Source organism: Stenotrophomonas sp. GW821-FHT01H02A (genome assembly GCF_059422145.1).
The window spans coordinates 167,751-194,260 of record NZ_JBWKWI010000004.1 but is presented as its reverse complement, the minus strand read 5'-3'; the positions used below and the strand labels follow the sequence as shown (position 1 = coordinate 194,260).

Annotated in this window: 24 protein-coding genes; 17 read left to right on the top strand and 7 right to left on the bottom strand. The window is 67.6% G+C overall.

All coding sequences use genetic code 11. From position 1 onward, the window contains the following. Positions 1-58: 58 nt before the first annotated feature. The 4 genes from AC07WC_RS08225 to AC07WC_RS08210 all read right to left on the bottom strand — a co-directional run bounded on the left by AC07WC_RS08225 (position 59) and on the right by AC07WC_RS08210 (position 5,578). On the bottom strand, positions 59-760 hold the full coding sequence (locus AC07WC_RS08225; protein WP_495209564.1) for a DUF4159 domain-containing protein: 702 nt from the start codon (positions 758-760) through the stop codon (positions 59-61). A 67-nt stretch (positions 761-827) separates the two neighbouring features. Then, entirely contained in the window at positions 828-2,162 is a 1,335-nt protein-coding gene (locus AC07WC_RS08220) for a TldD/PmbA family protein (RefSeq protein ID WP_495209563.1), read from the bottom strand. Positions 2,163-2,182: 20 nt separating this feature from the next. After that, positions 2,183-3,817 carry a TldD/PmbA family protein gene (locus AC07WC_RS08215; protein WP_495209562.1) on the bottom strand — a complete coding sequence of 545 codons (1,635 nt, stop codon included), beginning with the start codon at positions 3,815-3,817 and terminating at the stop codon, positions 2,183-2,185. Positions 3,818-3,949: 132 nt separating this feature from the next. After that, on the bottom strand, positions 3,950-5,578 hold the full coding sequence (locus AC07WC_RS08210; RefSeq protein WP_495209561.1) for a TldD/PmbA family protein: 1,629 nt from the start codon (positions 5,576-5,578) through the stop codon (positions 3,950-3,952). Positions 5,579-5,722: 144 nt separating this feature from the next. On the opposite strand from AC07WC_RS08210, the gene AC07WC_RS08205 reads away from it, so the two are divergent. The 3 genes from AC07WC_RS08205 (at position 5,723) to AC07WC_RS08195 (ending at position 8,119) form a co-directional block, all read left to right on the top strand. After that, entirely contained in the window at positions 5,723-6,346 is a 624-nt protein-coding gene (locus AC07WC_RS08205; RefSeq protein ID WP_495209560.1) for a DUF938 domain-containing protein, read from the top strand. A gap of 91 nt (positions 6,347-6,437) precedes the next feature. Next, positions 6,438-7,076, top strand: coding sequence for a tetratricopeptide repeat protein (locus AC07WC_RS08200; RefSeq protein WP_495209559.1), 639 nt, complete (start codon positions 6,438-6,440; stop codon positions 7,074-7,076). Positions 7,077-7,186: 110 nt separating this feature from the next. Next, positions 7,187-8,119: an AEC family transporter gene (locus tag AC07WC_RS08195; protein WP_495209558.1), complete on the top strand. Its 933-nt coding sequence runs from the start codon at positions 7,187-7,189 to the stop codon at positions 8,117-8,119. Between the two features lie 25 nt (positions 8,120-8,144). Here AC07WC_RS08195 and AC07WC_RS08190 read toward each other — a convergent pair whose 3' ends face one another. Further along, positions 8,145-9,629, bottom strand: coding sequence for an AAA family ATPase (locus tag AC07WC_RS08190; protein WP_495209557.1), 1,485 nt, complete (start codon positions 9,627-9,629; stop codon positions 8,145-8,147). Between the two features lie 132 nt (positions 9,630-9,761). Between AC07WC_RS08190 and AC07WC_RS08185 the strand changes: the two genes are divergently transcribed. From AC07WC_RS08185 to AC07WC_RS08145, 9 genes are all read left to right on the top strand, one after another. Continuing rightward, complete coding sequence (locus AC07WC_RS08185) at positions 9,762-10,394, top strand: ParA family protein (RefSeq protein WP_495209556.1); 633 nt, start codon at positions 9,762-9,764, stop codon at positions 10,392-10,394. 13 nt (positions 10,395-10,407) lie between these two features. Further along, a complete protein-coding gene (locus tag AC07WC_RS08180) occupies positions 10,408-10,884 on the top strand; it encodes a SixA phosphatase family protein (protein WP_495209555.1) in 477 nt (158 codons plus the stop codon). Positions 10,885-10,929: 45 nt separating this feature from the next. Next, positions 10,930-11,484 carry a YceI family protein gene (locus AC07WC_RS08175; protein WP_495209690.1) on the top strand — a complete coding sequence of 185 codons (555 nt, stop codon included), beginning with the start codon at positions 10,930-10,932 and terminating at the stop codon, positions 11,482-11,484. Next, on the top strand, positions 11,481-13,547 hold the full coding sequence (locus AC07WC_RS08170) for a phospholipase D family protein (protein ID WP_495209554.1): 2,067 nt from the start codon (positions 11,481-11,483) through the stop codon (positions 13,545-13,547). The genes AC07WC_RS08175 and AC07WC_RS08170 overlap by 4 nt, the downstream gene beginning before the upstream one ends. A gap of 24 nt (positions 13,548-13,571) precedes the next feature. Next, on the top strand, positions 13,572-14,009 hold the full coding sequence (locus tag AC07WC_RS08165; RefSeq protein ID WP_495209553.1) for a hotdog fold thioesterase: 438 nt from the start codon (positions 13,572-13,574) through the stop codon (positions 14,007-14,009). Positions 14,010-14,190: 181 nt separating this feature from the next. Further along, positions 14,191-14,982, top strand: coding sequence for a lysophospholipid acyltransferase family protein (locus tag AC07WC_RS08160; RefSeq protein WP_495209552.1), 792 nt, complete (start codon positions 14,191-14,193; stop codon positions 14,980-14,982). Between the two features lie 57 nt (positions 14,983-15,039). After that, positions 15,040-16,035 carry a YheT family hydrolase gene (locus tag AC07WC_RS08155; RefSeq protein WP_495209689.1) on the top strand — a complete coding sequence of 332 codons (996 nt, stop codon included), beginning with the start codon at positions 15,040-15,042 and terminating at the stop codon, positions 16,033-16,035. Positions 16,036-16,096: 61 nt separating this feature from the next. Next, positions 16,097-18,166, top strand: a complete 2,070-nt coding sequence (locus AC07WC_RS08150) for a tetratricopeptide repeat protein (RefSeq protein ID WP_495209551.1) — start codon at positions 16,097-16,099, stop codon at positions 18,164-18,166. A gap of 10 nt (positions 18,167-18,176) precedes the next feature. Further along, on the top strand, positions 18,177-18,788 hold the full coding sequence (locus AC07WC_RS08145) for a YbhB/YbcL family Raf kinase inhibitor-like protein (RefSeq protein WP_495209550.1): 612 nt from the start codon (positions 18,177-18,179) through the stop codon (positions 18,786-18,788). A 133-nt stretch (positions 18,789-18,921) separates the two neighbouring features. On the opposite strand, the gene AC07WC_RS08140 is transcribed toward AC07WC_RS08145, so the two are convergent. After that, complete coding sequence (locus AC07WC_RS08140) at positions 18,922-19,746, bottom strand: META domain-containing protein (RefSeq protein WP_495209549.1); 825 nt, start codon at positions 19,744-19,746, stop codon at positions 18,922-18,924. A gap of 71 nt (positions 19,747-19,817) precedes the next feature. Then, entirely contained in the window at positions 19,818-20,612 is a 795-nt protein-coding gene (locus AC07WC_RS08135; RefSeq protein ID WP_495209548.1) for an undecaprenyl-diphosphate phosphatase, read from the bottom strand. Between the two features lie 277 nt (positions 20,613-20,889). Here AC07WC_RS08135 and glnA point away from each other — a divergent pair, with 277 nt between their 5' ends. The 5 genes from glnA to mltA all read left to right on the top strand — a co-directional run bounded on the left by glnA (position 20,890) and on the right by mltA (position 26,475). Next, complete coding sequence (glnA, locus tag AC07WC_RS08130; RefSeq protein WP_179460567.1) at positions 20,890-22,299, top strand: type I glutamate--ammonia ligase; 1,410 nt, start codon at positions 20,890-20,892, stop codon at positions 22,297-22,299. A gap of 319 nt (positions 22,300-22,618) precedes the next feature. Further along, entirely contained in the window at positions 22,619-22,957 is a 339-nt protein-coding gene (locus AC07WC_RS08125) for a P-II family nitrogen regulator (RefSeq protein WP_088434834.1), read from the top strand. 18 nt (positions 22,958-22,975) lie between these two features. Further along, entirely contained in the window at positions 22,976-24,409 is a 1,434-nt protein-coding gene (locus AC07WC_RS08120; protein WP_495209547.1) for an ammonium transporter, read from the top strand. Between the two features lie 141 nt (positions 24,410-24,550). Further along, positions 24,551-25,300, top strand: coding sequence for an N-acetylmuramoyl-L-alanine amidase (locus tag AC07WC_RS08115; RefSeq protein ID WP_495209546.1), 750 nt, complete (start codon positions 24,551-24,553; stop codon positions 25,298-25,300). Then, on the top strand, positions 25,297-26,475 hold the full coding sequence (gene mltA, locus AC07WC_RS08110; RefSeq protein WP_495209545.1) for a murein transglycosylase A: 1,179 nt from the start codon (positions 25,297-25,299) through the stop codon (positions 26,473-26,475). Before AC07WC_RS08115 ends, mltA begins: the two co-directional genes overlap by 4 nt. Positions 26,476-26,510 lie beyond the last annotated feature (35 nt).

The window sequence follows — 26,510 nt, the reverse complement described above, 5'->3', positions numbered from 1 at the left end:
GCACTCGCAGGAATTCGGCATAGAGCCACGCCATGCGTGGCTGAAAGCATGAGGAGACTCAACCGTTCAAGGCATACATCACGATGTTGACCGCGAAGCGGGTGTTGTCTTCGGCCAGGAAGCGCTTGTTGCGCCAGTCGTAGTCCCACTCGCACCCGTAATCCTTGTTGCTGTAGAGCACGCCGAGCCGACCGTCGATCTCGATGCCCTTGAGGTAATCGTGGACCAGATCATCGCCCCAGCCATTGAGCTCGAAGCCCGTGGCCGGGGGACCCTCGGGGAAGCGGAAGAAGCTGCGGTACAGCGCGTGGTTGTTCGGCAGTTTGTTCAGCGCCCTGGGCCCGAACAGTTTGGCCATCTGCGCTTCGAACGATCTGGCGAACAGGCCGTCGATGTCGTGGTTGCAGTCATCGACGAACACGAAGCCGCCATTGCGCACGTAGCGCACGAAGTTCTGCCGCTCGGCCGCGTTGAACTCGACCAGCTTGTGCCCGGCCAGATAGCAGAACGGCGCTTCCAGCATGCGGGGATCGGACAGCGCGATCACGTGCTCGGTCGGGTCCACGCGCAGGGAGGTGTAATCGATCAGCGAGGTGATCACGTTGGACGGCATGCGCGCGTCCACGTCCCAGTCGCCGGAGTCGTACTTGAGGCGGGTGAACCAGAAGTCGTAGCGCCCGGCCTGGGCGCGCGCCGGCGCGGGCAAGGCCGCGAACGCCGCACTGCCCAGCATCAGGCGCAGGAACTGTGCGCGGTTCATCGCCGCGCACGTTCCCGGGAGCAACCGGCCAGACGGGGAGACGGCCAGTGGCCGCCACGACCGTCCATCAGACCGCGTCGGACAACGAGGTGAAGGTGAAGTCGCGCAGCTTCATCGGCGGGATCATCATCACCAGGCTGGATTCATCACCGGCCACACGCACCGGCTTGCCCAGCTCTTCGATGTTGTTGAGCATGATCACCGGCGACTCGTTGAAGCGGAAGTTCTTCACCGGGTGCTTGATCTGGCCGTTCTCGATGTAGAAGGTGCCATCGCGGGTCAGGCCGGTCAGCAGCACGGTCTGCGGATCGACCATGCGGATGTACCAGGTACGCGTGACCAGGATGCCCTTCTGGGTGCCACGGACGAGATCGGCGGTGCTCTTGTCGCCACCGGCCATCAGCAGGTTGCCCGGCCGCGCGTTGGCGGTCTTGCCCTGCTTCTGTGCCCAGAAGCGCGAGTAGTTGAGGTTGGCGATCCTGCCGTCCTTGATGATGTCCAGCTTCTCGCGCGGCTGGCCTTCGTTGTCCCACGGCAGCACGGCGGCATCGGGGTGCCACGGGTCGGCGACCATGCTCACGCGCGGGTCGTAGACCTGCTCGCCCAGCTTGTTGCCGCCGCCCTTCTTGGACAGGAAGCTGCGGCCTTCGTCGGCCGAGCGCGCATCGAAGAAGTTCATCATGAAGCTGATCAGCCCGGCGGCAGCGGCCGGCTCCAGGATCACCGTGTACTTGCCCGGCTCCAGCGCTTTGGCCTCGGCCGATTCGGTGGCCTTGCGCATGGCGATGCGGATGTCCTGGTCGGCCTTGAAGTCGGCGGCGTCCTTGAGGTTGCGACCGACCCAGCCCGAACCGCGCCCGTCTTCGGTGCGTACGGTGCAGGTGTAGTTGAAGTTGGTGCCGCGCTGGTAGCCGAAGTTGCGGTTGCTGTTGGCGGTGGCGTAGAAGCTCTGGCCATCCTCCAGGAAGCCGGCGGCGATCAGGCCGTTGCCACGGCAGGGCGCGATCGAATCAGCGGCGACCTTGGCGCGGAATGCCGGGTCGATGGCGGCGGTGGATTCGCTGAAGGTCGGGCTGGGGGTATAGGTCTGCTTGCCGATCGCCGGCATGAACTCCGGGTTCTCCGGCGCCAGGCGGGCCAGGTCCTCGGCGCGGCGCACCACGCGCTCCAGCGCGGCGTCGTCGAATTCGTTGATCGAGGCAGTGCCGACCCGCTTGCCGAAGGCCACGGTGACGGCCAGTTCGGTGTTGTCGACGATGCCGCTGGTGGAGACGTTGTTCAGCGCGAAACGGATGTTGCCGTCGATCGAGCCGGCCAGCACGGCGGTGCACTCATCGGCCTTGGACAGCGCGATGACCTTGTCGAGGATGGCCTTGGCCTGGGCTTCGGTGAAGATACTCATGGATTGGGGCTCCTGACCGGTCAGCCGAGGCTGCGCGCGGTGTTGATGACGTTGATGCCGTTGAAGCGCGCGGTGGACGAACCGTGCGAGACCGCCGAGACCTGGCCGGGCTGGCCCTTGCCGTCGAAGAACGAGCCGCCCAGGCGGTAGTCGCTTTCATCGGCCACGGCGGTGCAGGCGTTCCAGAACTCCGGCGTGCGGATCTGGTAGGCCACGTCCTCGAGCATGCGGGTGATCTTGCCGTTCTTGATCTCATAGAACAGCTGGCCGCCGAACTGCGCGTTGTAACGCTGCTGATCGATGGAGAAGGAGCCGTCGCCGATGATGTAGATCCCGTTTTCGACGTCCTTGATCATGTCGGCCACGCTCAGCTTGGTCTTGCCCGGCGCCATCGAGACATTGGCCATGCGCTGGAACTGCACGCTGGACCACGAATCGGCGTAGCAGCAGCCGTCCGACTCGGTCTTGCCGAGGATGTGGGCCTGGTCGCGGATGGTCTGGTAGTCGACCAGCTTGCCTTCGCTGATCAGGTCCCAGCGCTTGGTCTTCACGCCTTCATCGTCGTAGCCGACCGCACCGAGGCTGCCCGGCTGGGTCTTGTCGGCGAAGATGTTGACCTTGTCACTGCCGTACTGGAAATGCTGCTCGCGCTTGTCCAGCGTGGCGAAGCTGGTGCCGGCATAGTTGGCTTCGTAGCCGAGCACGCGGTCCAGTTCCAGCGGGTGGCCGACCGACTCGTGGATGGTCAGCCAGGTATGCGACGGGTCGAGGATCAGGTCGTACTTGCCCGGCTTCACCGACGGGGCCTTGAGCTTCTCCTGCGCCTGCCTGGCGGCGGCGATGGCGTCTTCCTTCATGTCGTAGGACGTGCCGTAGTTGACCACCCCGTTGGGTGTCATCACCTTGCCGGCGGCCGCACCGTCGAGGTACTCGTAGCCCAGGCCCATCGGCGCGGACAGGCCCTCGCGGGTACGGAACTTGCCACTGGCCTTGTCGATGGCGGTGACCGTCATCGGTGCCCAGATGCGATGCACGTCCTGGTCGATGTAGGAGCCATCGGTGGAGGCGAAATACTTCTGCTCGTTGACCAGGAACAGCATCGAGTTGACGAAACTGGCACCGGCACCCATCGCGCCCGCATTGACGTCCAGCAGCAGCTCGACCTTTTCCTTGATCGGCACGTCCATCGCGTTCTTGCGGATCGGCGTGCGCCAGGAAACTTCGCCTACGCCCGGCGTGGCCGCCAGCTGCACCGGCGCGGTCTGCACGCGGGCGTTGGCGGTGGCGATCGCGACGGCCTGCTGCGCGGCACGCGCCACGTCGGTGGTGCCGAGCTGGTTGGTGGCGGCAAAGCCCCACGCACCGTTGACGATCACGCGGATGCCGACGCCGGTCGATTCGGTGTTCACCACGTTCTGGACCTTGTCCTCGCGGGTGATCACGTACTGGCGCAGGTAGCGGCCGATACGCACGTCGCAGTAGGTCGCACCGGCCTGGCGTGCGGCGGCCAGGGCGGCATCGGCCAGGCGCTTCTTCAGCGCCGGATCGAGCGCGCTCTGCAGTTGCTCGGCGGCGATGACCTTGCCGAAGAACGACGGCACGATCAGTCCGCCAGCGGTAAGCCCGGTCAGGGCGAGAAAGTCACGTCTTTGCAAGGCAGCTCTCCACGTCGGTGTGGGGGTGGCAGGGAAACAGCGACATCAGGGGGACCGCCGCGGCGGTACTGCCGATTCTTGCGGCGGTCCACGCACGGCGGTAGTGACTTTCGGCACGGAGCGCGGACGGGCTCATCCCAGGCTGCGCGCGGTGTTGATGATGTTGATGCCATCAAAACGGGTGGTGGACGAGCCGTGCGAGACCGCCGAGACCTGGCCGGGCTGGCCCTTGCCGTCGAAGAACGAACCGCCGAAGCGGAAATCGCGCTCGTCGCAGATCGCGCTGCAGGCATTCCAGAACTCCGGCGTGCGGATCTGGTAGGCGGCATCTTCGACCATCCCGGTGATCTGGCCGTTCTTGATCTGGTAATACAGCTGGCCGCCGAACTGCGCGTTGAAGCGCTGCTGGTCGATCGAATATGAGCCGCGGCCGTGGATGTAGATGCCGTTCTCCACGTCCTTGACCATGTCGGCCACGCTCAGCGGGGTCTTGCCCGGCGCCAGCGACACGTTGGCCATGCGCTGGAACTGCACGCTGGACCAGGAGTCGGCGTAGCTGCAGCCATGCGATTCGTTTTCGCCGAGGATGTGCACCTCGTCGCGGGTGGCCTGGTAATTGACCAGGATGCCGTCCTTGACCAGATCCCAGCGCTTGGTCTTCACCCCTTCATCGTCGTAACCCACTGCACCCAGGCTGCCCGGGGCGGTCTTGTCGGCGAAGAAGTTGACGATGTCGCTGCCCCAGCGGAAGCCCGCATCGCGCTTGTCCAGCGTGGCGAAGCTGGTGCCGGCGTAGTTGGCCTCGTAGCCGAGCACGCGGTCCAGTTCCAGCGGGTGGCCGACGTTCTCGTGGATGGTCAGGAACAGGTTGGACGGATCCAGCACGAGGTCGTACTTGCCCGGCTTGACCGAGGGCGCCTTGAGCTTCTCGCGGGCCTGGCGGGCCGCGGCGATGGCATCTTCGACCGGGTCGTAGGAATCGCGGTAAGCGACCACGCCGCCCGGCAGGCTGATCTTGCCGCGCGCGTCGCCATCGAGGAATTCGTAGCCCATGCCCATCGGCGAGGACAGCCCGGCGCGCGTGCGGAACTTGCCGCTGGCCTTGTCGATCGCGGTGGCGGTGAACGGCAGCCAGATCCGGTGCACGTCCTGGTCGATGAAGGAGCCGTCGCTGGAGGCGAAGAACTTCTGCTCGTTGACCAGGAACAGGGTGGAGTTGATGAAGTCGGCGCCGGCGTTGAGCGCGGCCGCGTTCAGCGACAGCAGCATGTCGACCTTGTCCTTGATCGGCACCGCCATCGCATTCTTGCGGATCGGGGTCTTCCAGCTCACATCCCCCACGCCGGTGACCGGCGCCAGCTGCACCGGGCGGCTCTGGATGCCCGCATTGGCGCGGGCGATCGCCGCGGCCTGCTCGACCGTGGCCAGCACCGCGGCCGGGGTCTGCTGGTGGGTGGCGGCAAAGCCCCAGGCGCCGTTGACGATCACCCGGATGCCGATGCCCGAGGACTCGCTGTTGGTGACGTTCTGGACGTTGGCCTCGCGGGTGATGATCGCCTGGTTGAGGTAACGGCCGATGCGCACATCGCAGTAGCTGGCGCCAGCGCGCTTGGCGGCGGCGAGCGCGGCCTCGGCCAGGGCTTTGCGGCGGCCCACGTCGCCCGGCTCGAGCAGTTGCTCGGCGGCGATCAGCCGGCCGTGCGGCAGTACCAGGCCCGCCAGGCCCATTCCAGACAGCGCTAGAAACTCACGACGTTGCACAGCTCACATCCCCCAAGGACGGCCGACGGCGCGCAGGCCACCGGCGTTGGACAAGTCGTCGACTTTCGGTGGCATCGCACAGTGGCACAAGTGACTGCGGTCATGGTTGGATGGACACCGATTCCCCGCCGATGTGACATCCCGATGAGCCAGATACGCTGGTCCGAGGCCTGCGACCGCAACCGCGCACCGATCCTGGCAGTGCTGCAGCGCCACCTTGCCGACCGCCATCGGGTACTGGAGATCGGCAGTGGCACCGGCCAGCACGCCGAATACTTCGCCGCCGCGCTGCCCCACCTGCAATGGCAGGCCAGCGATCACCCGGACCACCTGCCCGGCATCGGCGCGCGGCTGCAGGCCGCAGGCCTGCCCAATGCATCGCCACCGTGGCCCCTGCAGGCGGTGCTGTCCCCCACGCCGGGGCTCGGTCCGCTGCCTGACGCGCCGCTGGCCTTCGATGCGGTGTTCAGTGCCAACACGCTGCACATCATGAGCTGGGCGCATGTCCAGGCGCTGTTCGCCGGACTGCCGGCGGTCATGGCCGACGATGCCGTGCTGTGCATCTACGGCCCCTTCAACACCCACGGCGAGTTCAGCAGCGACAGCAACCGCCAGTTCGATGCGTGGCTGAAAGCGCGCGATCCCGCCTCAGGGATCCGCGACGCCGAGGCGGTGGACGCCTTGGCGGGTGGGGTGGGCCTGCAGGTGATCGAGGACGTGGCGATGCCGGCCAACAACCGGTTGCGGGTCTGGCGGCGCCTCCGCTAGCACCGGCCACCGATCGCGGCGCTTGGTGCCGGGCCTGCGCTGCGGTTAGGATCAGGAGGGGAGGTTGTTGTGACAACCTGGGGGAGTTTGCATGGCAGTTGCAAGACAGATGCTGGCCGGCGTGGTGCTGGCCATGGGGGCCTGTGTGTTCAACGTGTCGGCGCAATCGCTGCCGGCAGTGCAGGAGTTCTACTTCGACACCGATTCAGCCGCCGCACCGATGGTGGCGGTGGCGGGCAGCAGCGCGGATCTGGTCGACCAGCTGATGAAGCAGCGCGAGCGCGGCCGCAAGACGCTGGAAGCGACCGTGCAGCTGGCCGGCGTGGCGTTCGCGCAGGGAAGGCCGGAGCTGGGGCGCAGCCTCTACGAGCAGGCCACCTCGACGGCCGCGGTCAGTACCGTGCAGGGCCGTTCGGTGCGTTGGAATTATGGCTGGGATCTGTTCCGCCTCGGCGAACCCGAGGCGGCGCTGGCGCAGTGGAGCGCGGCCCAGGGCGGGATGCGCGGCAATCCGTCGTGGATACCGCCGACCTACGCGCTGGCCCTGTGGACGCTCGGCCGCAAGAGCGACGCGGTGCAGTGGTATGCCGCGGCCGTACGCACCGAGCCGCAGCAGTGGAGCGGGACCGAAGGCTATGCAACGCTGTTGCCCGGCTGGCGCGACAGTGAACGCAGCACGCTGGCCGAGATCCAGCAGGCCTGGGCGGAGAAGCCGCCCGCCTGGCCGTGATCCTGCGGGCCCGTCCCTGCAGGCGGGCCGGCCCAGCCAGTGGCGCAGGACACGCCGGCTTCGACCATGGTCGGGGCCGATTGCCACGGCGGGTGGGCTAGGCTGTCGCGATGGCCTTCGATGCGTTCGCCCTGATCCTGACCATGCTCGGCCTGGGCATGGCGTTCTCGCGCCTGCGCGTGCTGCCCGACAACACGGCCGATGTGCTCAACCGCATCGTGCTGTACGTGTGCCTGCCGGCGGCGGTGCTGATCTACGTGCCGCGCCTGCATCTGGATACCCGCCTGGTCGGGCTGGTCGCCACGCCGTGGCTGCTGATGCTCGCCTCCCTGGCGCTGGTCAGCCTGGCCACGCGCCTGTTCGGGTTCGCCCGCGATGTACACGCGGTGCTGCTGATCTGCGTGGCGCTGGCCAATTCCAGTTTCATCGGCTACCCGATGGTACGTGCGTTGCTCGGCGATCACGCACTGCCGTATGCGGTGGTCTACGACCAGTTCGGCACCTTCGTGCTGCTCTCCACGTTCGGTCTCTATGTGATCGCGCGCTACAGCGGCGATACCCCGCCCACCGCCGCACAGATCCTGCTGCGGATCGCGAAGTTCCCGCCGCTGTGGGCGCTGCTGTTCGCCTTGACCCTGATGCCCGAGCAGCCACCGGCCTGGATCGGCACCGGGCTGAAGCAGTTGGCCGATGCGATGCTGCCGCTGGTGATGCTGGCGGTCGGCTTCTCGATCCAGCTGCGGTTGCCGCGGGATGAGCTCAAGCCGCTGGGCATCGGGTTGTTGCTGAAACTGCTGGTGATGCCGGCGCTGGCGCTGCCGATCAGCTGGGCGTTCGGGCTGCAGGGCACGATGCTGCAGGCCAATGTGCTCGAATCGGCGATGCCGACCATGATCACCGCGGCGGCGTTGGCGATCGCGCACCGCCTGGCACCGCGCCTGGCCGCCGCACTGGTCGGTTACGGCATCCTGCTGTCGTTGGTGACGCTGCCGGCATGGGTGTGGCTGCTCCAGCGCGGGGCCGGTCTTCACGGGCAGCCATGATCCGGCCGCCGGCCAATGGTCGGCGCTACGCGTCCGCGCTGAGCGTGCGCCCGCGCGCCCACTCGCGCAGTGCGGTGACCTGTTCGGCCATCAGCACCGACAACGGCCGGCTGCCACGGATCTCCTGCATCAGCAGCTCGGTATCCAGCACGCGTGATTCGGCGTGCGCGGCGTACAGGCCCGAGACCACCGCCTGCTCGATCTCCGCCCCGGAGAAGCCGTCCGCCGCGGCCGCCAGTGCCGGCAGCGCGAAGTCGTCGGCATTGAGCTGGCGCTTGCCCAGGTGCAGCCGCAGCAGCTCCACCCGGGTGTTGGCATCGGGCAGATCGACGAAGAAGATCTCATCGAAGCGGCCCTTGCGCAGCAGCTCGGCCGGCAGCTCATGCACCTGGTTGGCGGTGGCGACGATGAATACCGTGCTCTTGCGCTCGGCCAGCCAGGTCAGCAGGTGGCCGAGCACGCGGCGGGATACCCCGCCGTCTTCGCCGCCACTGGCCAGGCCCTTCTCGATCTCATCGATCCACAGCACGCACGGCGCCAGCTGCTCGGCCGAGGCCAGCGCATCGCGCAGGTTCTTCTCGGTCTCGCCGTGGTACTTGTCGTACAGGCTGCCGAAGTCCAGCCGCAGCAGCGGCACGCCGAAACCGGCGGCGGTCGCCTTGGCCAGCATCGACTTGCCGCAGCCCTGCACGCCCAGCAGCAGCATGCCCTTGGGCGGGTCCAGGCCGGCCGGGCCGGCACCGCCGAGGAACACCGGGCGGCGCTGGTTGACCCAGCGTTTGAGCCGGTTGGCACCGGCCACGTCGGCGAAGCGGGTGGTGTCGTACTCGTAGTGCAGGTGCCCGGCGCGGTTGAGCAGCTCGAACTTGAGCCGGGCCAGCTGCGGCAGGTCGTCCTGGCTGAGCGCGCCGTCGGCGAAGATCAGCTGGCGGGCGATCCGCCGTGCATCCACCAGGCTCAGCCCGCGCAGGTTGTGCAGGATCTTCTGGACCGCCTCGTTGTCCACCTCCACGCGTCGCCCGCCGTTCTCGCGGGCATAGGCTTCGGCTTCCTCGCGCAGCATCTTCAGCAGCGCGTTGGGGTCGGGCAGGCGCGGATTGAAGCGGGTGGCCAGTGCTTCCAGCTCGGCCGGCAGCTCCACCTTGGCCCCGATCAGGACCAGCACGTGAGCCTCGCAGTGGCGCCGCTGGATGAGGTCGCGCAGCGCCCGCTGGTGGCTGGCATAACCGAGGTAGGGGTGGAAATCGAGCAGCAGGTAGATGCCGCGCTGTTCGGCCTGGCGGATCATCTGCAGGGCGGCACTGGCATCGGGCGGGCCGACCGGGTCGTCCTCGCGGTCCATGTCGATCCGGCGCAGGCCCTCGGTGATCGACCAGCGGTGCAGGGCACGCCAGACGTGCATCAGGGTCTGCCGGAACAACTCCACGACCCGGCCCTCATCCTGGGTCTCGATGATGATCAGCGGCGTGTTGGCGCGGATCAGCGCGCTCAGGTCCTGTAGTTCGCTCATGCGGGCGGTCAATCCATTGGAACCACCAACGATAGCAAAGCCGTGACCGTCGGTTCTGGTTCAGCGCTGCGACTATCTCCGTCACAGGCGCCGGTGTAGGCTGCGGGAACGTTCCCCGGAAGCGAGGCTTGCATGAAGACGATCCTGGTGGCCGGTTCCAAGGGCGGGGTGGGCAAGACCACCGTCGCCACCCACCTGGCGGCGCATTCGGCATTGGAAGGCAAGCGGACCGTCCTGGCCGATGCCGATCCACAAGGCTCCAGCACCCGCTGGGCACAACGCCGCTCGGTCCTGGAAAGTGCCGTGCTGCCGATCGACGTATATCGCAAAAAGAGTTGGGAGCGACTGGTTCCCGACGGCACCGACGAGGTCATCATCGATGCCCCGGCCGGTGCGATGGCCGACGATATTCCGCATTTCCTGGAGGTCGCCGATGCCGTGGTGGTCCCGGTGCTGCCCTCGGCGCTGGATATCGAGGCCATCGTCGGCTTCCTCAACAGCCTGTCGCGCGTGCCCCGCGTCCACAACCGCAGCCTGCCGGTCGGGTTGGTGCTCAACCGCACCAAACCCTGGACGCAGACCTCGCAACAGGCGATACAGATGTTGGCCGACTGGCCTTACGAAGTGGTCGCGCAGTTGCGCGACAGCCAAAGCTATGTGGTGATGGTCGGGTTGGGACGGAGTCTGTTCGACTACCGCTCGGCCCAGGTGCGCGAGCACCAGAGTGACTGGGAGCCGCTGTTGAAGTGGCTGAAGAAAGCCTGACACGAGAGATCCCATGCGAGAACTGATACTGCTGCGTCACGCCCATGCCGAAGCCGCCAGCACCGGCCAGGCCGATCTGGACCGCCCGCTGTCGCCGGTCGGCCTGGCCGAAGCCGAGGCCGCCGGCCGCTGGCTCAAGGAACACAACCTGCTGCCGGACTGCGTGCTGTGCTCGCCGTCGCGGCGGACCCGCGAAACCCTCGAGGCCGTGCTGGGCATCACCGGCTTCGTCGAAAAGCGTCTCGAGGATGCCGTCTACGAGGCCACCCCCGGCACGTTGATGGGGTTGATCGATGCACGTCGGGACGTCGACCGCCTGCTGGTGGTCGGCCACAATCCCGGCCTGGAACAACTGGTGGCCCTGATGAGCGAGGGCACCAGCAGCGATTACCGGGGCATGCCGCCGGCCGGGATCGCGGTGCTGGCCTTCGACCGCGAGGCTGCCATCGAGCCCGGTGTGGCCAGCCTGACCGCCTTCTGGTGGCCGTAAGCAGTGTGGGCAGTCCGCGCGGCGTGGGTCGGGCTGCTGCTGTGCATGGCGGGGACGGCCGATGCCGTCCCGCCGCCGGCGCCGGTCGCCAGCTCGCATGCCCTGGCCTTCGATACGTCCACGTCGCGTTTCGGCTTCGAGATCCGGACGCGGCTGGGCCAGCGCATCGAGGGAATATTCCCCCGCTTTGAGGGCAACATCGAGGTGCTCTCCGACGGTCGCCACCAGGTGCACCTGCGGATGTTCACCCGCTATGTCGAGATTCCCGGCAAGGCCCGCTACACCGGCTGGATGCGGGGCGAGGAGTTCTTCGACTCGGCACGCTACCCGGTCGTCGAGTTCGACTCGCTGCCCTACTGGCCCGAGGTGGTCGACAAGGGCGGCCGCATCGAGGGCCGGCTGATCCTGCGCGGAGTCAGCCACCCGGAGACGCTGCGGGTCGAGCCGCCGTCGTGTGCCCGGGCCGGGTATGATTGCGATGTGGTCAGCCGCGGTACCGTCCAGCGTGGCCGGTATGGAATGGACAGCTGGCAGCTTGCCCTGAGTGATCGAGTGACTTTTGTATTGCGTGCGCGTCTGAGCGAGGCGCCGAAACCGTGAACCCATTGCTGCGTCTGTTGGTGCTGGCAACGCTGTTGCTGGGCAGCGGCTGTGCCTCGCTGTCCAACGCCGAGCGCGACCGTGCCGCCGGTATCGCCGTGCAGGCCCGTTCGACCGTGGTCGACTGCGACCAGCTGGACCGCTGCGCACTGGATTCGCCGCTGCGTGCCCTCGGCGGCCGTGCCTTCGCCGAATCCCATGCGGGCCAGCCCCGGCATTACGCCACCATCCTGGACGAGGGCGAGGTCTCGCTGGTCGCGCGGCTGAACCTGATCCGCAGCGCCACCCGCAGCATCGACCTGCAGACCTACATCTTCGACAAGGACGACAGTGCCCGGCTGGTGCTGGACGAACTGCAGGCGGCCGCCCGCCGCGGGGTCAAGGTGCGCGTGCTGATCGACCAGCTCTCGGCGATCTCCGACCTGGAGATCCTCGGGGCGTTGTCCGGCAGCCATGTGAACTTCGAGTTGCGCGTCTACAACCCGACGTTCGGCAAGGCACGGCTGAACTACTTCGACTATGCCGCCAGCGTGGTGTGCTGCTTCCGCCGCTTCAACCAGCGCATGCACAACAAGTTGCTGGTGGTCGACGATGCGCTCGGCGTGGTCGGCGGGCGCAACTACCAGGACGACTATTACGACTGGGACAGCGAATACAACTTCCGCGACCGCGATGTGATCGTGGCCGGCCCGGAAGTGCGTGAGATGGCCGCCAACTTCGATGCGTTCTGGCGCGCGCCACGCAGCGTACCGGCCGAACGCCTCAACGATGTCGGCCGCACCCTGCTGCGCCAGGGCGTACCGGCCATGCCGCCGGCCGACGTCCGGCGACCGGAGCGGATCGAGCGGGTCAGCGAGGAGGCCGACGATCCGGACTTCGTGCGCCGCGCCTTCGTCGACACCGCCCTGCCGGTGGCCTCGGTGCAGTACGTCGCCGACCTGCCGCGCAAGCATCGCCGTGAACGCCCCAGCCAGCCGGCCAACGGCCAGCACGTGACCGAACCGCAGCTGGACGCGCTGATCGCCAGTGCGCAGTCCGAAGTGCTGCTGCAGACCCCGTACCTGGTGTTGTCCAAGCCGGCGCAGCGCCTGTTCCGTGACCTGCGCAAACGCGAGCAGGCACCGCGCGTGGTGGTCTCGACCAACAGCCTGGCCGCCACCGACAACCCGATCGTCTACGCGCTGTCCTACAAGTACAAACGCCGCAACCTGCGCGAGCTGGGCTTCAACATCTACGAGTTCAAGCCGTTCCCACTCGATGCGCCGGTGGACTACCGCAACCTGCTGCCGGCACCGCTGGGCACCGAAGTGCCGGCCTCGCCGGGCAAGCGCAGCAGTCTGCTCGGCGGCAGTGCGGCCGGCAGCAATGCACGTGGCAGCGGCAATGCCGATCCCCGCCGTGGCCGCGCTGCCGGCAGCGACGCGGCCGGCAGCGCCGACGCCCGGGTCACGCGGCAGCCCACGCCGGGGCCGTCCGCGCGCCGGCGCACCGATGGCAGCGTGGTCGAGCGCCGCGTGCTGCGCGCCGAAACCCGGCCGTCGTTCCTGGGGACCAAAGCGGTCAACAAGCCGCTGCCGGTCACCCGCAAGGGTGCCCGCATGGGCCTGCATGCCAAATCGATGGTGGTGGACCGCCGCATCGGCGTGATCGGGACGCACAACTTCGATCCGCGCAGCGAAAACTACAACACTGAAGGCGCGGTGATCATCGATGATCCGGTGTTCGCCGAAGCGCTGGCGCAGAGCATCCTGCGCGACATCCACCCGCAGAACTCCTGGGTGGTCGCGCCGCGTGCCAAGCCGCCGGTGCTGTCCGGCCTCAACTACAGCGTCGGCAAGGCCTCCGAGGCGTTGCCGGTGCTTGATTTCTGGCCGTGGCGCTACGCCACCGACTACGAATTCCAGCCCGGGCCCGACTGTCCGGATCCGCTCAAGCGGCAGGACCCGGCATTCCATACCTGCTATGTCGCCGTCGGCGACTTCCCCGAAGTGAATGTCGGGCCGAAGTGGCTGCTGGTGCGCATGCTCACCGCCTTCGGCGCCGGGCTGGTTCCGATTCTGTAACGCTGCAACCCACGGAGGAGCTGCATGTCCCAGGTATTCCGCGACGTGGTGTCGATCGAGACCCTCAACGATCTCAGCCGCAACACCCTCATCGAGCATCTGGGCATCGTGTTCACCGCGGCGGGCGAGGACTGGATCAGTGCGACCATGCCGGTCGACGAACGCACCCGCCAGCCGTACGGCATCCTGCACGGCGGCGCCTCGGTGGTGCTGGCCGAAACCCTCGGCAGCAGCGCCGGCAACCTGTGCGTGGATACCGCCCAGCAGGTCTGCGTGGGGCTGGAGATCAATGCCAACCACATCCGCGCAGTGCGTGCCGGCACCGTCACCGGCACCGCGCGCGCCGTGCACGTCGGCCGCAGCACCCAGGTGTGGGACATCCGCATCGAGGACGCGGCCGGCAAGCTGGTCTGTACCTCGCGCCTGACCCTGGCGGTGGTGCCGGCCGTGCGCCCGGGCTGATCACACGCATGGCACGGATGCTGTGTTGCGTGGCCTGCGACAGTGCGCGGGCGCCGGCCGGGACGGCCGTTGTGCCGGCGGTGGCCATTGGCTTGACGGCTTGCGGCGGCTGGCTTGCGCACGTCATCGATTTGTCCGGATTCCGCTGGCAGAGCCTGCGGCGCTCGGGTATCGTTCGCGGATGAATTCCCCCACTCCGGCCTCACGTGGCGGCGTGGCGCGTGTGTGCCGTTACCTGTACCGCGTACCGCTGCTGCTGGTCCACCTGTTGCTGTTCCTGCCGATGCTGCTGATCGCCATGCTGCCGCCGTGGGGGTGCGTGCGCGTGGGCGAGCGCACGTTCGAGCATGCGGCGGTGAATGCCTGGTCGGCCGGCCTGATGTGGATCTTCGGCTTCCGCCTGCACCGGATCGGCACACCGCTGCCGGGTGCGGTGCTGTTCGTGGCCAACCATGTCAGCTGGGTCGACATCTCGATGCTGCACAGCCAGCGCATGATGGGTTTCGTGGCCAAGCAGGAGATCGCCGGCTGGCCGGTGGTCGGCTGGCTGGCCGCGCGTGGGCAGACCATTTTCCACCAGCGTGGCAGCACCGAATCGCTGGGCGGGGTGATGCAGGAAATGGTCGTGCGCCTGCGCGAGGGCAAGGCGGTTGGCGTGTTTCCGGAAGGGCGCACCCGTGGCGGCCATGAAGTCGGCCCGTTCCACGCCCGCATCTTCCAGGCCGCGGTCGAGACCCAGGTTCCGATCCAGCCGGTCGCGCTGCGGTATGGCTGGCGCGGCGACGCGCAGACCATTGTCGCGTTCGGGCCGAAAGAAAGCTTCTTCGCCAACTTCCTGCGTCTGCTGGGAGAGCCGGCGCGGCGGGCCGAGGTGCACTTCCTCGCGCCCATTGATACCCACGATCTGGAAGGCCGTCGCCGCATCGCGGAAACCTCGCGTGCGCGCATCCTGGCGGCCATGGCCGCCGAGTAAGCTGGTGGTGTTCCTTCACGCGCCAGCGTCGCGGCCGGGAGCAGGCTCGCGCCCATGTTGACTGCTGCCGACTACCACCCCCCGCGTTGGCTGCGCAATCCGCACCTGCAGTCCATGCTCAGCTCCAGCCGGATGCGCATGCAGCGCGGGCTGGTGCTGCTTGCGGCCACCGGGGCGCACACCGACGAACTCATCCTCGATGGCGGCGAAGGCGTGCGCCTGCAGGGGTGGCACAGTTATATCCAGGGGCGCCAGCCGGTCGGCATGGCGCTGCTGCTGCATGGCTGGGAAGGCAGTGCCGAGTCCAGCTACATGCGCATGACGGCCGCGCGGCTGCTGGAAGAGGGCTACGACGTGGTCCGGCTGAACTTCCGCGACCACGGCAACACCCATCATCTCAATCCCGGCATCTTCCACTCCAACCGGATCGACGAAGTGGTGCAGGCCGCCGGTGACATCGCCCGGCGCTGGCCGGCGCTGCCGCTGGTCGCCGCCGGTTACTCGCTGGGCGGCAACTTCGTGTTGCGCCTGGCGCTGCGCGCGCCCTCGGCCGGCGTGCCGCTGCGCCGCGTGGCATCGGTGTGCCCGGTGCTGGACCCGGCGATCACGATGGAAAGCATCGAGAACGGCCCGGCGATGTACGACTGGTACTTCCGGCGCAAATGGGCCGGCTCGCTGCGTCGCAAGCGTGATCTGTTCCCGGAGCTGAGCGACTGGGACGACCGCGTGCTCAAGCTGGACATCCGCGCGCTGACCGCCTGGCTGGTCGAGCACCACACTGAATTCGGCTCGCTGCAGGCCTATTTCGATGGGTACTCGATCGCCGGCGACGGCCTGGCCGGGCTGCAGGTGCCGGCCGATATCCTGATGGCGCAGGACGACCCGGTCATCCCGTTCGCCACCTTCAATGGCTGGCGGCTGCCGGCCCATGCCCATCTGGAAATCGCCCCGTGGGGCGGCCACTGCGGCTTCCTGGAGAACTGGCGCGGCGATGGCTTCTCCGAGCGCTGGGTGGCCCAGCGGTTGCGGATCGAGGCGAATACGCCCGCCTGACAGGCCGTTCTCGCTGGCCCGCCCCGCTACAATCGGGGTTTGCCCTCGAGTTCGGACCGTCATGCAAGACCAGATTCTCCAAGCCCTGCGCCGCAATGCGGTGGACGACGCCGTGCAGCTGGCGCGCGAGTGGACCACGGCCGAGCCGGAGCAGCCGCAGGCGCATCGCTGGTTGTCGCTGTCGCTGCAGCAGCAGGGTCAGTTCGATGCCGCGTTGACCAGCCTGCAGCAGGCACTGGCACTGGCCCCCGACAACGCCGACCTGCATCTCCAGCAGGCCGGCCTGCTGCTGGCCCTGCGCCAGTTCGATGCAGCCGGCTCGGCGCTGGACCGCACCGCCGAACTCAACCCCAACGAGCTGTCCGCGTACGTGATGCAGGCGCACCTGGCGCTGGCCCGCAACGACGTTGACGAAGCAGAACGCCTGACCCGCCTGGCCACCCGCGTGGAAGAAGACCACCCGGAACTGGCCGCCCTGTCGGGCATGGTGGCCCTGCGCCGGGGCGAGGTGGATCGCGCGCTGGCCCTGCTGTCGGCCGCCAGTGAAGCCCTGCCGGGCGATTCGCGGGTGCTGTACGCCCTCGGCTTCGCGTACCTGGGCAAGGACATGCTGGCCTTCGCCGAGCAGGCCTTCCGCCGCGTGCTGGAACTGAACCCGAGCGTGACCTCGTTGCAGGGCCTGATCGTCCAGCTGGCGCTGCGCCAGGGCCACGTGGACGTGGCCGCCGAGATGATGCGCCAGGTGCTGGCGACCCCGGCCGGCGACAGCCCGGCCATGCGCCGCCTGGCCGGTGAGCTGGAGTTGCAGGCCGGGCAGCCGCTGCAGGCTCTCGAGCAGCTGCTGCCGGTGCTGGCGCAGTGGCCGGCCGACCGCCACACGCTGCAACTGCTGCTGATGGCCTGGCAGCGCCTGGGCCGCGAACAGCAGGCCCGCGAAACGCTGGATGCCACGCTGGCGGATCACCCCGGGATCCACGACCTGTGGATGGCCCGCCTCACCGTCGAGCCAGTGGGTGGCGCCGAAGCGGTTGCCGTCGGTGAGCGTTGGCTGCAGGCGATGCCCGACCACCTGCCGGCGCTTGAGACACGCCTGCGCCTGCACGACATGAACGACGAAGAAGAGGCGGCCGAAGCGATGGCCGCACGCATCGTCACCCTGGAGCCGGGCCGTGCCAGCGGCGAAATGCGCCTGGTGGAAGGCCTGCTCAAGCGCGATCCGGCCGGCGCGATCGCCCACGTGCAGGCGCTGCACGATGCTGCGCCGGATGTCTCCCGATCCTCACTGCGCGCCTGGCTGGGCTCGGTCCAGGACCGTGCCGGCCAGCATCACGATGCGCTGCGCACGTGGATCGACCTGCATGCCGCCGATGCGCCGCAGCGCCTGCCGCTGCCGCCGCAGGCCAAGGCCCCGCTGAGCTGGCCGGACCTGGCGCCGATTCCCGAGGACAACACGATCGCGCCGATCTTCGTCTGGGGTGCGCCGGGCTCGGGCGTCGAACGCGTGGTCGCCGCGATGGCGGCCGCCAGCCCCGTGGTCCGCGGCGACCGCTTCGGGCCCAACCCGCCCAATGATGCCTTCCAGAACTATCACACGCTGCAGGACCTCTCCACCGGCAAGTTGACGCCGGAGGCCCTGGTGGCCCAGTGGCGCGAGCAGCTGCCGGCACGCGGGCTCAACGATGGCGCGGTGATCGACTGGCTGCTGTGGTGGGACAACGCGTTGCTGTGGGCGCTGCGCCCGCAGCTGCCGGAAGGCCGTCTGATCGTTGCACTGCGTGACCCGCGCGACATGCTGCTGGAGTGGATCGCCTTTGGTGCACCGGCCCCGTTCGCGGTGAGTTCGGTGCTTGAAGCCGCCGAATGGTTGGCGCGCTCGCTGGCCCAGGTCGCGACCCTGCACGAACAGGATCTGTACCCGAACGCGCTGGTACGGGTCGACGACATCGGCCATGACGCGCACGCGATGGCCGAGCACCTGGGCAAGCTGTTCGGCATGCGCTTCCCGCCGGCGGCCACGCTTGGCCCGGCCCGCATGGCCCCCGGCCACTGGCGCGATTACCGCGAGGTGATGGGGCCGGCGTTCGCGCTGCTGACCTCGGTCGCAGTGCGCCTGGGCTACCCGGAAGAGTGAGGAGACCTGTATGCAGCTGAGCAGTGACAGCATCACCAACGGCCTGCCGATCGCCGCGACGTTCGCGGCCGGCGATGCCGAGGGCTTCGCGCCCAACCGAAACCCGCAGCTGGCGTGGCACGACGTGCCGGTCGGCACCCGTTCGTTCGCCCTGCTGTGCATCGATCCGGACGTGCCGACCGTGCCGGATACGGTCGGCCGCCAGGACTGCACGGTGCCACGCGATCAACCGCGCGCGCAGTTCGTGCACTGGGCGATGGCCGATATCCCGGCCGACGTGCGCGCACTGGCGGCGGGCAGTTGCAGCGATGGTTTCAGCGAACGTGGCAAGACCCAGCCGGCCGGCCCGGCTGGCAGCCGCCAGGGGCTGAACGATTTCACCGGCTGGTTCGCCGGCAATCCGGACATGGCCGGGCAGTATCTGGGCTATGACGGCCCGTACCCGCCATTCAACGACGAGCGCGTGCATCGTTATTTCTTCCGCGTGTTCGCGCTGGGCGTGCCGACGCTTGATCTGCCCGATCCGTTCACCGCCGCGGACGTGCTGCGTGCGATGCACGGGCAGGTGCTGGCCGAAGCATCGCTGCATGGCACCTACACGTTGAACCCGGCGCTGGGGTGAGGTGAGGCCGACCGTTGGTCGGCGCGCGCCCCGGTAGGTACCGACCGTTGGTCGGTACTGCGCTGTCGGGAGCCGGCCAGCAGCCGGCACTACAGAATGAAGAAGGGCGGCCCGTGGCCGCCCTTCTGCTTTATTACTTCTTCTCGTTCGCGGACTCGACCACCATGTCCAGCACGTAGGCGTTGGACGAGGCATCGGCCGGCGGGTTGGCGATCTTGTAGCGCTTCACGCGCACTACGTTGCGCACGCCGTCTTCGTGGGTATAGCCCTCGATGACGTCGTAGAAGTTCTGCCACTCGCCCGGCTCGCCCTGCTTGACCCCGTTGTCGTCGTAGCGGATCTCGCGGGTCTGCAGGCACTGCTTGTCACGGATCAGCGGGTGCGGGCACGGCTTGGTCTGCGCGGCCACTTCCAGGAACACGGTTTCGCCTTCGCCGCCGTAGCGGGTTTCAGCGGTGGGCTCCGGGGTGAACACCAGCACATCGCCATTGGCGGTACGCAGGGTCAGCTGGCCGGCATCGCCCAGCTCGGTCTTGAGCGCGCCTTCCAGGCGGCTGCCGACGGCCTGGTCCAGCGCCATCAGGTTCTTGTCGGTGCAGGCCATCATGGTCGAGGCCATCGGCGAGATGGTCAGCGAACCATCGGCCAGCGTGTAGCCGCCACCCATGCGGTTGCAGGTATTGCTGATCGCGATGCGGTCATCCTTGAAGTCCAGGGTGACCGGCTTGTCGGCGCGCGCGAACAGCGCATCGATGCGCTTGCCGTTGGCGTCGGTGGCCGAATCCAGGCGCCAGTGGCTGCCCTGCAGGCGCTGCACGTCCAGGCGGGCGACCGCGGCCTGGTCGGCGGCGGCGGTCGGTGCCGGGGCGAGGTCATCGCGGCCGGCCGGGGCGGTCGAGGGGTTGCTGCAGGCGGCCATCAGGGCCAGCGGCAGCATCAGCATCAGGGTGCGTTTCATGTACATCTCCTTGGGAACCTGGGGAAAAACGCCGGTGCGTCCCCGATGGGGTTGCGCCGGCGCCGGGCCGTTCAGTTGCCAGCCGGCAACCAGAGCAGCAGCGCCGCGCCCAGCGCGATGCGGTAGACCGCGAACGCCGTGAACTTGTGCGACTTGATGTAGCCCAGCAACCACTTCACTACGACGAAGCCGGTGACGACCGCGGCAAGGAAGGCCACGCCGACATCGGTCCAGTTCTCGCTGGCGAGCTTGCCGTCCTTGGCCAGTTCCAGGAAGGCATAGCCGCTGGCGGCGAACATGGTCGGGATGCCGACCAGGAACACGAACTCGGTGGCCTTCGCGCGGCGGCTCAGGCCGAACAGCATCGCGATGAAGATCGCCGCGGCCGACCGCGAGGTGCCCGGGAACACGCCCGCCACCACCTGCGCCACGCCGACCAGGATGGCGACCTTCCAGGTCACCTCGTCGCGCTCGGGCAGGCGCGCGGTGTAGGCCTCCACCAGGATCATCCAGAGGCCGCCGATGATCAGCGCCCAGGCCACCGGGGTGACCGTCTCGGGCAGTTCCCAGCCGGCCAGGCGGACCGGCAGGCCAACCACCGCGGTCACCAGGAAGGCGGTGCCCAGCTTGAGCACGTAGTCGCGGTTGGCGCGCTCATGCAGGCCGGTCGCCAGGGTCCACAGCCGCTGCCGGAACACCAGCGTGATCGCCAGGATCGCACCGGCCTGGATGATGATGTTGAAGAAGTCCGAACGTGCGCCCAGCCAGTGCTGGGCGATCAGCAGGTGGCCGGTGCTGGAGATCGGCAGGAATTCGGTGAGGCCTTCAAGAATGCCCAGAAGGAGGGCGGAGAGCAGGTCGGACATCGGCGGTACTGGGGCTCGCGGAGGGATGGAATCGGGCAGCGGCGACAGCCCGGAGCTGTGGCCAACGTCGCCTGTCGACGGCCCGTGGGGGTAAAGCATAGAGCATCCCGCATCGCACCAAAGGTGTGCGTGGTGCGGCGTTTGCACTGCTTTGGTGCGTGCGCACTCGCACCATGCTGATCGCCACCCCAGTGAAATCAAGGGTTTGTGAAGTCTGAAAAGTTGGCACGGGGATTGCTCTATCCACTCAGGCAATCACCCATCTGAGGTTTCACCGATGTCCGTGGAAAATGTTGAGAAGCTGATCAAGGACAACCAGATCGAGTTCGTCGACCTGCGTTTCGTCGATATGCGTGGTATCGAGCAGCACGTCACCTTCCCGGTCAGCATCGTGGAGCCGTCGCTGTTCGAAGAAGGCAAGATGTTCGATGGCAGCTCGATCGCCGGCTGGAAGGGCATCAACGAGTCGGACATGGTCCTGCTGCCGGACCCGTCCAGCGCCTACATCGACCCGTTCTACGCTGACCCGACCCTGGTCATCAGCTGCGACATCCTCGATCCGGCCACCATGCAGCCGTATGGCCGCTGCCCGCGCGGCATCGCCAAGCGCGCCGAGGCCTACCTGAAGTCCTCCGGCATCGCCGAGCAGGCCTTCTTCGGCCCGGAGCCGGAATTCTTCATCTTCGATTCGGTCCGCTTCGCCAATGACATGGGCCACACCTTCTTCAAGATCGATTCCGAAGAAGCGGCCTGGAGCACCGGTGACAAGTACGACGGCGCCAACAGCGGCTACCGTCCGGCCGTGAAGGGCGGCTACTTCCCGGTCCCGCCGACCGATTCGCTGCACGACCTGCGTGCGGAAATGTGCAAGACGCTGGAACAGGTCGGCATCGAAGTGGAAGTGCAGCACCACGAAGTGGCCACCGCCGGCCAGTGCGAGATCGGCACCAAGTTCAGCACCCTGGTGCAGAAGGCCGACGAACTGCTGCGCATGAAGCACGTCATCAAGAACGTCGCCCACCGCAACGGCAAGACCGCCACCTTCATGCCCAAGCCGCTGGTCGGCGACAACGGCAGCGGCATGCACGTGCACCAGTCGCTGTCCAAGGGCGGCACCAATCTGTTCTCCGGTGACGGCTACGGCGGCCTGAGCCAGCTGGCGCTGTGGTACATCGGCGGCATCTTCAAGCACGCCAAGGCGATCAACGCCTTCGCCAACTCCGGCACCAACAGCTACAAGCGCCTGGTCCCGGGCTTCGAAGCGCCGGTGATGCTGGCCTACTCGGCCCGCAACCGCTCCGCCTCGTGCCGCATTCCGTGGGTGTCCAACCCGAAGGCACGCCGCATCGAAATGCGCTTCCCCGATCCGATCCAGTCCGGCTACCTGACCTTCACCGTGCTGATGATGGCCGGCCTGGACGGCATCAAGAACCAGATCGACCCGGGTGCACCGAGCGACAAGGATCTGTACGACCTGCCGCCGGAAGAAGAGAAGCTGATCCCGCAGGTCTGCTCCTCGCTGGACCAGGCCCTGGAAGCGCTGGACAAGGACCGCGAGTTCCTCAAGGCCGGCGGCGTGATGAGCGACGACTTCATCGACGGCTACATCGCGCTGAAGATGCAGGAAGTCACCAGGTTCCGCGCGGCGACCCACCCGCTCGAGTACCAGATGTACTACGCGAACTGAGCAACTGGTGACGATGACGAAGGATTTCCCTCCCACCCTTCGTCATCGTCGCCGCCTTTCCGGCTGGGGAGCCGGCAAGGTAATCATGTTGTAAAGCGGACCGTGGGTCCGCTGCACCACCAGGGGCAAGAGAGACCGGACGCGTGTCATGGGCCCTTCCTCCCTCCCGCGTCACCGCTGGCGTCGCCCTTCGGGCGTCGGCAACGGCGTGGCTCATGCAACGTTCGGCGCAACGACCGGCGGCCATGTGCAAGTGGCCGCCGGTTGACCTGACATCGGCCCCACGCGGGCCGGTTCCATCCACCATCGGGATATGCGCATGAAACTGATCTCCGCCATCATCCGGCCGTTCAAGCTCGACGAGGTCCGCGAGGCCCTCTCCGACGCTGGCGTGTCGGGCATCACCGTGACCGAAGTCAAAGGCTTCGGGCGCCAGAAGGGCCACACCGAGTTGTATCGCGGCGCGGAGTACGTCGTGGATTTCCTGCCGAAGATCAAGATCGAGACCGTCGTGACCGACGATCGCCTGGACGCCGTGGTCGAGGCCATCCAGACCGCGGCCGGCACCGGCAAGATCGGCGACGGCAAGATCTTTGTCACCGCGGTCGAACAGGTCGTCCGCATCCGCACCGGCGAAATCGGCGCTGACGCGCTCTAACCCCACTCGGAGCCCACAATGAAGACCTCTTTGTTCACCGGGTGGCAAGCCCGGTTCCATGCCGTGTGCCTGATGATGCTGCTCAGCGCGCTGGCTGTCGGTGCCTTCTCCAGCAGCGCGCACGCCCAGGCCCAGGTCACCCCGGTGCCGTCGGAGACGGTCGCGGTCGAGCCGCTGCCGGCCACGCCGGAGGCCACCGCTGCCCCGGTCGCCGAAGCTGCCGCTGCGGCCACCTTCGACCACGGTGACGTGGCCTGGATGCTCACCTCCACCCTGCTGGTGCTGCTGATGGTGGTGCCGGGCCTGGCGCTGTTCTACGGCGGCCTGGTGCGCTCCAAGAACGTGCTGTCCATCCTCAGCCAGATCCTGGTGGTGTTCTCGCTGGTGCTGATGCTGTGGGTGGCCTACGGCTACAGCGCGGTGTTCAGCCAAGGCAACGCCTTCTTCGGCTCGTTCACCGAGTTCGCCTTCCTCAAGGGCTTCGGCCCGGATACCGTCGGCAACACGCCGATCGCCGGCCTGCCGGACTACCTGTTCGTTGCCTTCCAGTCGACCTTCGCCGGGATCACCACCGCGCTGATCGTGGGTGCCTTCGCCGAGCGCATCAAGTTCAAGGCCGTGCTGCTGTTCTCCGCCCTGTGGTTCACCCTGAGCTACATCCCGATGGCGCACATCGTGTGGGGCGGCGGCTATCTCGGTGAGATGGGCGCGATCGACTTCGCCGGTGGCACCGTGGTCCACATCAATGCCGGCGTGGCCGGCCTGGTGGGCGCCTACTTCGTCGGCAAGCGCATCGGCTACGGCCAGACCGCCCTGAAGCCGCACAACGTGCCGTTCACGTACATCGGCGCCATGCTGCTGTGGGTGGGCTGGTTCGGCTTCAATGCCGGCTCGGCGGCCGCGGCCGACACCGTCGCCTCGCTGGCTTTCATCAACACCATCCTCGCCACCGCCGCCGCGGTACTGGGCTGGACCCTGGTCGAAGCGGTCAGCAAGGGCAAACCGTCCGCGCTGGGCGCGGCCTCCGGCGCCGTGGCCGGCCTGGTCGGCATCACCCCGGCCTGCGGCACCGTCGGCCCGCTGGGTGCGATCGTGATCGGCCTGGTCGCCGGCGTGGTCTGCGTGTGGGGTGTCACCGGCCTCAAGCGCCTGCTCAAGGTCGATGACACCGCCGATGTGTTCGGCGTGCACGGCATCGGCGGCATCGTCGGTGCACTGCTCACCGGTGTGTTCAGCGCGCAATCGCTGGGCGGCACCAAGGCCGACCTCGATATCGGCCACCAAGTGTGGGTGCAGCTGGTCAGCGTCGGCTTCACCATCGTCTGGTGTGCCGTGGCCACCGTGCTGATCCTGCTGGTGGTGCGCATGGTGTTCGGCCTGCGCGTCACCGAAGAAGCCGAGCGCACCGGCCTGGACGTCACCTCGCACGGCGAGTCGGCCTACGAGGCCTGATCCGCGCGCTATACCGCATCAGCAACGAGAGAGAGATGTTTTACCTTTGCCGGCGGCCTTCGGGTCGCCGGTTTTTTGTGGGCGTATGCTGGGCGGCACCATGCTTTGGCAGCCGATCGCCGGATCACGCACAATGCAGGCATGCGCCCGATTCGCACTTCCCTCGTCCTGCTCGCCCTTCTGCTGCTCGCCGCCTGCGCCAGCACCGAGGTCCGCAGTCCGCTCGCCACCTGGGTGCCATCGCCAAACCACAACGCGCGCGCGCCGGTGGTGATCGTGCTGCACCACACCGATCAGCACTCCGTGCAGCAGAGCCTGGACACGCTGCGCAGCGCCAACAGCGGCGGCAAGGTCAGCTCGCACTATCTGGTCGGCGCCGATGGCCACATCTACCAGCTGGTCGGCGATGACCGGCGCGCCTGGCATGCCGGTCCCGGTCGCTGGGGAACGATCACCGATCTCAACTCGGCCTCGATCGGCATCGAGATCGACAACGATGGCGACACGCCGTTCGCACCGGCACAGATCGCGGCCCTGATCCGCCTGCTGGATGACCTGTGCACGCGCCTGCGCATTCCGCCCAGCCAGATCATCGCGCATGCCGATCTGGCGCCCTCGCGCAAGCAGGATCCCAGCCGTTTCTTCCCGTGGCAGCAACTGGCCGAAGCCGGTTTCGGCGTATGGCCGCGCGCAGCCGATGGCCCCGCCCCGGTTGGCTTCGATGCCTGGATGGCCCTGCAGGCCTTCGGCTACCCGATGGACGACCGGGCGGCCGCCGCCGGCGCCTTCCATCGCCGCTTCCGCGGCCGTGATGATCTCCCCGCAGTGCTGGATGCCGAAGACGCCCGCATCCTGCACTCGCTGCTGCTGCAACAGGAACGCCGCCCATGAAGTCCACGCCATGTCTTCCCGCACTCAAGCACATCGCGCTGTTGGGGGTCGGGTTGGCCGTGTTGAGCGCCTGCGCGGTCGCGCCGCAGCGCCCCGCGTCATCGCCATCGACCGTGCCCACCAGCACCTATGCGAAGGCGAACTGGAATGCGTTGCCCGCCGTCGCAGACGCCGATCTGCAGGCCGGCTTCGCGGCCTGGCGCAGTGCCTGCCCGCGCCTGAAGACGGAGGCCAACTGGGCACCTACCTGCGCCGCGGCGGCCAACGTTGCCACCACGCCGGCCGCCATCCACCAGTTCCTGCAGGCGAATCTGGATGTCTATGCGCTGCGCGCCGGTGGCAACCGGGCCGATGGCCTGATCACCGGCTACTACGAGCCGATCTATGCCGGCAGCCTCAGCCGCACGGCCAAGGCAGCGGTACCCGTGTACGGCGTGCCCGACGACATGATCAGCGTCCAGCTCGACAGTCTCTATCCCGAACTCAAGGGCAAGCGCCTGCGCGGCCGCGTGGAAGGCCGCGTGCTCAAGCCGTATGACGATGCCGCGCGGATCGCCGCGAACGGCGTCAAGGCACCCGTACTGGCCTGGCTGACCAGCCCGATGGACCTGCAGTTCCTGCAGATCCAGGGCTCCGGTCGCGTCCAGCTGGCCGATGGTCGTCAGCTGCGGATCGCCTACGCCGACCAGAACGGCCATCCCTATCGCCCGATCGGGCGCTGGCTGGTGGAGCAGGGCGAGCTGAAGCAGGCCGACGTGAGCATGGCCGCCATCCGCGCCTGGGCCGATGCCCATCCCACGCGCGTGCCCGCGCTGCTGGCCAGCAACCCCAGCTATGTATTTTTCACCCGTGGGCCAGACAGCGACGAAGGCCCGCGCGGCTCGTTGAACGTGCCGCTGACCGCCGGCTACAGCGTCGCGGTGGACCGCAACGTGGTGCCGTTGGGCAGCCTGTTGTGGCTGTCCACCACGCGCCCGGACGGCACCGCGCTGGTGCGCCCGGTCGCCGCGCAGGATACCGGTGGCGCCATCACCGGCGAGGTGCGCGCGGACCTGTTCTGGGGCACCGGCGATGCGGCTGGTGAGCTGGCCGGGCACATGAAGCAGAAGGGTACGATCTGGATGCTGTGGCCGAAGGGTGTGGCGTTGCCGAAGGCACCTGCCGCAGCTGACTGACGACGCGGGGCGATCACTCCGTTCGCGTGTACGTG